This window comes from Alcanivorax sp. HI0083 (assembly GCF_001635175.1).
This window is the reverse complement of sequence record NZ_LWFX01000287.1, coordinates 1-5,641: the sequence shown is the minus strand read 5'-3', so window position 1 is coordinate 5,641 and position 5,641 is coordinate 1. Positions and strand designations below refer to the sequence as shown.

Annotated in this window: 7 protein-coding genes and 1 pseudogene; 6 read left to right on the top strand and 2 right to left on the bottom strand. The window is 57.2% G+C overall.

The genetic code is table 11. The features are described from left to right. Positions 1-385: pseudogene (locus A3754_RS03080) on the bottom strand (50S ribosomal protein L3 N(5)-glutamine methyltransferase); the annotation flags it as partial. A gap of 146 nt (positions 386-531) precedes the next feature. Here A3754_RS03080 and A3754_RS03075 point away from each other — a divergent pair. The 5 genes from A3754_RS03075 (at position 532) to A3754_RS03055 (ending at position 4,905) form a co-directional block, all read left to right on the top strand. Beyond that, on the top strand, positions 532-906 hold the full coding sequence (locus tag A3754_RS03075; protein ID WP_063518820.1) for a hypothetical protein: 375 nt from the start codon (positions 532-534) through the stop codon (positions 904-906). Further along, positions 903-1,382, top strand: a complete 480-nt coding sequence (locus tag A3754_RS03070; protein WP_063518819.1) for an EVE domain-containing protein — start codon at positions 903-905, stop codon at positions 1,380-1,382. Before A3754_RS03075 ends, A3754_RS03070 begins: the two co-directional genes overlap by 4 nt. A gap of 138 nt (positions 1,383-1,520) precedes the next feature. Further along, positions 1,521-2,846: an ammonium transporter gene (locus tag A3754_RS03065; RefSeq protein ID WP_231880458.1), complete on the top strand. Its 1,326-nt coding sequence runs from the start codon at positions 1,521-1,523 to the stop codon at positions 2,844-2,846. Next, positions 2,843-3,475, top strand: coding sequence for a hypothetical protein (locus tag A3754_RS03060; RefSeq protein ID WP_063518817.1), 633 nt, complete (start codon positions 2,843-2,845; stop codon positions 3,473-3,475). The genes A3754_RS03065 and A3754_RS03060 overlap by 4 nt, the downstream gene beginning before the upstream one ends. Before the next feature lie 95 nt (positions 3,476-3,570). Beyond that, entirely contained in the window at positions 3,571-4,905 is a 1,335-nt protein-coding gene (locus A3754_RS03055) for a dicarboxylate/amino acid:cation symporter (protein ID WP_063518821.1), read from the top strand. Here A3754_RS03055 and A3754_RS03050 read toward each other — a convergent pair. Then, positions 4,902-5,168 carry a hypothetical protein gene (locus A3754_RS03050; RefSeq protein ID WP_231880457.1) on the bottom strand — a complete coding sequence of 89 codons (267 nt, stop codon included), beginning with the start codon at positions 5,166-5,168 and terminating at the stop codon, positions 4,902-4,904. The two genes, A3754_RS03055 and A3754_RS03050, sit on opposite strands and share 4 nt — an antisense overlap. A 56-nt stretch (positions 5,169-5,224) precedes the next feature. Here A3754_RS03050 and A3754_RS03045 point away from each other — a divergent pair. Then, positions 5,225-5,641, top strand: a 417-nt coding sequence (locus tag A3754_RS03045; protein ID WP_156496728.1) for an SDR family NAD(P)-dependent oxidoreductase, incomplete at its 3' end; no start/stop codon positions are given.

The window sequence follows — 5,641 nt, the reverse complement described above, 5'->3', positions numbered from 1 at the left end:
AGGGCGTAAAGGACTGCTCAATCAGCTCGGCCAGCGGCGAACGCGGTATCAGCACCCGCTCATCCACATAGAACGGCAGGCCGCAAAACCAGGCTTCATGGGTCAGATAAGGAACCGGGACACGATCATTCACCCGCTTAACCAGTTGACTCACATACCCACTGATTTCAGAGGGCAGCAAACGGGCATCGAGAATCCGAGGGTCACTCTGTAGAGGCAACGCCAGCTGATGCATCAACAGCGCCAGGGCTTCATCCCAGGGGTCATCGTTACCGTGGCCAAAGAACACCCCGCCACTGCGCAGCATGCTTTCGCCGAAACGCAAACAGTCGCGGACAGTTTGCAGGGCGGCCATGGCCTCATTCTGTTGTTGCGAACTGATCACGCATCTACCTCCACCAACACGCTACTGACAACTGCGCCGATCACCCCTGATCCTGCACCGTTGACGAACACCAGCAAAAAGAAGCGCTGAAGATTAGCACAGAATCGGTTATAAAAGCCTGTCACGCTTGCAGTAAAGGGACAGTAATGAGTGCGGTTACGGTAACGCAGGAGGGCCCCTTCGCCCTGGTCGAGCTAAAGAAAGGCACCCAGGTGGATATGCGCGTTCAATTGTCCATTTACCGGCAGCGGCTACGTTTGTTCAATCAGCACCAACAGCGTAAACAGCTCACCATCTACGTCGGCCAAATCAAAGGGCTGGATTACACCGCCGCGCGCTATTCCTGTGGCGAGGATTTTGCGCAAATTACCGAGGCCAAGGCCATGGTCCTGGAAAGTATACTCAACCGTACCTATGCCAATATGATGTTGAAGCTTAACAAGCCGGCCTTTCCCGTTTACATTTGTGGCAGCATCAACCAGGCCAAAGAGTGCCTTCTCAAACATCATCCTCAGGAGTGAGCACTATCTGGTTATTAAAAACAGAACCGGATGCTTTCAGCATCGATGATCTGCGCAACAGCAAAAATGCCACCAGTGGCTGGGATGGCGTGCGCAACTACCAGGCTCGCAACCGGCTACGCGATGAAATGAAAGCCGGCGATACGGTGCTGATCTACCATTCCAGTTGTGCGGTGCCCGCCATCGTTGGCGAAGCTCGCGTAACCAGCGCCCCCTACCCCGATCCAACCCAGTTTGACCCTGCTTCAGATGGCTATGACCCACGCAGCACCCGTGAGATGCCCCGCTGGTACCAGGCCGATATACAGTTTGCCTGCCTATACCCTCAGCCATTAACACTGAAACAGATCAAGCATCACCCCGAATTTGCTGACATGGAGCTGGTGGTGCGACCTCGCCTGTCGGTGCAAAAAGTATCTGAACGACAGCTCCAGCTTATCCGGCAGATAAGCCAGCCCGTGGATGCCACCGCATAGGGCACCCCGCGCACCACAAACAACCTCAGCACCACAACAGGGCGCCTGTTAATACAAAATAACTAAGAAGCCCTGATTCTATCGGCTATACGCGCTGGCACAGCGGTTGCAGTCCCCTCTTCTCATCACCAATGACGAATGGGATTCACCACTATGCTGCTGCGACGCTATCACTGGCTTTCTCTGCTGATTCTTCCCGAGTTCGCCAACGCCGACACCCTGACCGCCACCGATACAGTCTGGATTGCTATCGCTGCGGCGCTGGTGTTCTTCATGCAAGCGGGTTTTGCACTGCTTGAGAGCGGCCTGAGCCGGGCGAAGAACTCACTGAACGTGGTCATGAAGAACTACATGGACCTGTGTGTCGGCACACTGGTGTTCTGGGCCGTGGGTTTCGGGCTGATGTTCGGCACCAGCACCAATGGCTGGTTCGGGCAGGACCAATTCATGCTCAACCAGGCCGATGGCAGTACCTGGGCCATGCTCCTTTTCCAGATCATGTTCGCGGCTACCGCCGCCACCATCGCCTCAGGAGCCATGGCAGAGCGCACCCGCTACGTGGGCTATTTGTGTGGCGCGGTGGTGATCACCGGCCTTATTTATCCGCTGTTCGGCAACTGGGCCTGGAACAGCAATGGCTGGCTCGCCCAGATGGGCTTTATTGATTTCGCCGGTTCCACGGTGGTCCACAGTATCGGCGGCTGGTGTGCACTGGCCGGTATTCTGGTGGTAGGCCCGCGACTTGGGCGTTTCGACAACCAAGGCAAGCCACGCACCATTCCCGGCCATAACCTTTCCTATGTGGCATTGGGCGGTTTCATACTCTGGTTCGGCTGGTTTGGCTTCAACGGGGGCTCGACCCTCTCTGCCAGCGTGGATATCGCCAAGGTGAACCTGAATACCCAGCTGGCCGCCGCGGCCGGTGCCGTGGGCAGCGTTATCTACCGGATGGCAAGTCGCCGCCCGGTATTACTGACAGAAACCGTGAATGGCAGCTTGGCGGGGCTGGTGGCGGTGACCGCCGGCTGCGCAGTCATGACACCGGGCTTCGCCATCATCACCGGCCTGGTAGCTGGCGCGCTGGCGGCCTTCGGTGCCCGAATCCTACTCGCGTTTCGCCTGGATGACGTGGTCGGTGCAGTCCCTGTACATGCCTTCGCCGGCGCCTGGGGCACCCTGGCTGCCGGCCTCTTCTATGACGGCGACCTGTTCAATGGCCAACGTGTGATGGTGCAGCTGCTGGGCGTGATCGTGGCATTCGGCTGGGCATTCTTCACCGCGCTAATCATGTACATGCTGGTATCTATTCTTGCCGGCTTGCGGGCGCCGGCGCTGCATGAACAACGGGGACTGGATCTCAGCGAGCACGCCGAAACCGGCTACCCGGAATTTCCCCAGAACACGCTCTATAGCAGCGAAACCTATAATCCGGACAGAGCCCACGGTCAGGAGCAACACCCATGAGCTCCGCACCCATCAACCAAAGCGTCCAGCGTCGACGGCGCGCTATCGTCACCGGCCTTACGCCCTACATGAATGAGCCGGTCCTGCTGGAGGCGGTCAGCCACTGGCAGCAGCATTACGCGGAGCGACCCAGCTTTTCCCTGCAGGGCTTTGTCAGCGATCTGTGTCGCCTGTTCGACTTGGGCGAACGGCGCCACCATATTCACATGAGCCTGGTGCAAGCGATGACGCTTTCCGACAGCGAACTGGCCGCCGATCCATTGGCCAACAGCAACCACAACCACACCGAAGCGCACCCGTGCACCCATGCGTTTCAGTGCCTGCTCCAGGCCCTGTGGCAGGGACTTGGCAAACGGGCAGCCAGCCAGATACAGCTGGATTTGGGTGCACAACTGCGCCAGGCCAGCGTTAGCCCCGAAACCCGCCTGACCATGGAATACTGGCTACAATCACCGGACCAATCACTGAGCCCCCTACCCTTGACCAGCTTGCGAGACCAACTGAACCGCACCTATGTCCTGCTATGCGAACGGCTGGGCCCTGTCGAGGCGGATCGACAACTCAAGGCGGCGTACCAGGCAACGCTGAACCGACTGGATGACAAGGAGGCCCTGCAAACCTTGATGTAGCACTGCCCCACTGTGCACCGAGACAGGATCAGGTACTCTCAGGGATCGAATAAGCAAAGGCAGGGGTGGCCATTGATGGCCACCAGGGGGAGACAGTGAAATTACACCACCAGATATTCATTGCCATGCTGGCCGGCGCACTGGCAGGCAGTTTCACCGCCGAATCCAGTACGCTACTCGGGCTGCCTGTGCTCAGCGGCTACGATCTGGTGGGAACCCTGTTTATCAATGCCCTTAAAATGGTCGTCATTCCGTTGATTGTGACAGCCATTATCAACGGCATGGTGGGCGTCGGTGATGGGCAGAATCTGGGCCGAATGGGCCTGAAAACCGTGGCCCTGTACATGACTACCACTCTGGTAGCCGTGCTGATCGGCCTCATCGTGGTCAATCTGTTCAGCCCTGGCATTATCAACGATCAGCCCGCACGTGAATTACTCGGTCTGGCCACAGAAACCGAGGATGCGCTGGCCAAAATTGAAGGCCGTGGGGCCGGCGATTTCACTGATATTCTCCGCCAGATGCTGCCGCCTAACCTGATAGCGGCCGCCGCCAATGGCCAAATGCTTGGTCTGATCGTCTTTTCGCTGCTGTTCGGTTTTTTTCTGCGAACCGAACGCAACCCCTCCGGCCAGAGCCTGCGCAACATTATCGATGGCATTTACCAAGTGGTGATGAAAATCACCATGCTGGTCATTCGTTTCACGCCCCTGGGCGTATTTGCGCTAATAGCCGCCACGGTAACCCGCACCGGTATGGATGCCATTGAGCCGCTTGCCTGGTTCTTCCTCACCGTACTGGTAGCACTGGGCCTGCATGCTTTTGTTTTCATGCCGATCCTGATTGCGCTGGCGACCAAGCGCTCGCCACTTCGCCATATTCAGGCCATGACGCCAGCGCTGCTCACCGCGTTTTCCTCCGCCAGTTCAGCCGCCACGCTGCCTCTGACCATGGAATGTGTACAAAAACGCTCCGGTGTATCGACTCGCACCAGCAGCTTCGTGCTGCCATTGGGTGCCACCGTCAACATGGACGGAACCGCATTGTACGAGTGCGTGGCGGCCATGTTCATTGCCCAGGCCTACGGCATGGACTTGTCGTTGACCACCCAGTTCATGATTGTGATCACCGCACTGCTCACCTCCATCGGCGTGGCCAGCATTCCCGCTGCATCACTGGTAGCGATTACGGTGATTCTTGGCGCCATCGGCCTGCCGGCAGAAGCCATTGGGCTGATTCTGGTCACCGATCGCGTGCTGGACATGTGCCGCACTGCGGTCAACGTCTGGGGCGACAGCGTGGTCACCGTGGTGCTGGCACGCAGTGAGGGAGAAGAACAGGTATTGTCGCTACCGGTCTCCGAGATGGAATCGGTAACGACAACAGGCGGGCAAGCGGGCCGAGATGCAACCGCCAGTGAACAGCCTTAGAATGCGTGCGCAAACCCACCATTATCCCAGTCGCGCTTGATGGCAACTGCAGCACTGGCAATAACAGGCACCATGCAGGCAAACGCCAGCATTACGGAAAACAGGTTTTCACCGTTGTTTCCAAGCCCCGCCACGATCAAAACCGTCACGGCAATCGCAATCATCAAGGCCAGGGTGTCTTTAAACAAACGAAAGAATAAAGTCATAACAATTGCTCCCTTAAATGCTTTATGTGAACACATGTTAACTTTATAATTCACCAAGTCAACACCTGTTCACAACATTATTTTTTGTTCTGCTTCTTGCACATGGAGACACGTTGAAACAATCGCCCACCCTCCTTATCACTCGCGGCTGCAGCCCTCTCGGCCAGGCCCTGGCCCACACTGCCGCTGGGCACTATCGTATTGCCATCGCCAGTGACGACACTCGCACCGGCAATGCCTTGTGCCGCAGCCTGCATGAAGCGGGCCATGAAGCGCTTTTCATTGAAACAACCGCGGGCGATTCACAGGATATTCAACGGGGTATAAATCGGGTTCTGCGCCGCTGGCAGCAGCTGGATGTGGTTATCAATTTGCCCGGAAAGCTGCTGGTGGGGCCTTTTGAAGCCACCCAGGGGCCACAATGGCAAGGCCTGGCCAACCTGCAAATGATGCACGTGGTACACAGCTGCCAACGTGCTCTGACGGCCATGAAGAAACAAGGGAACGGAAAAATTATTAATGTGGTGCCC

Coding starts and splice junctions, on each gene's coding strand:
- A3754_RS03075 (WP_063518820.1), top strand. CDS start 532: ATGAGTGCGGTTACGGTAACGCAGGAGGGCCCCTTCGCCCTGGTCGAG.
- A3754_RS03065 (WP_231880458.1), top strand. CDS start 1,521: ATGGGATTCACCACTATGCTGCTGCGACGCTATCACTGGCTTTCTCTG.
- A3754_RS03060 (WP_063518817.1), top strand. CDS start 2,843: ATGAGCTCCGCACCCATCAACCAAAGCGTCCAGCGTCGACGGCGCGCT.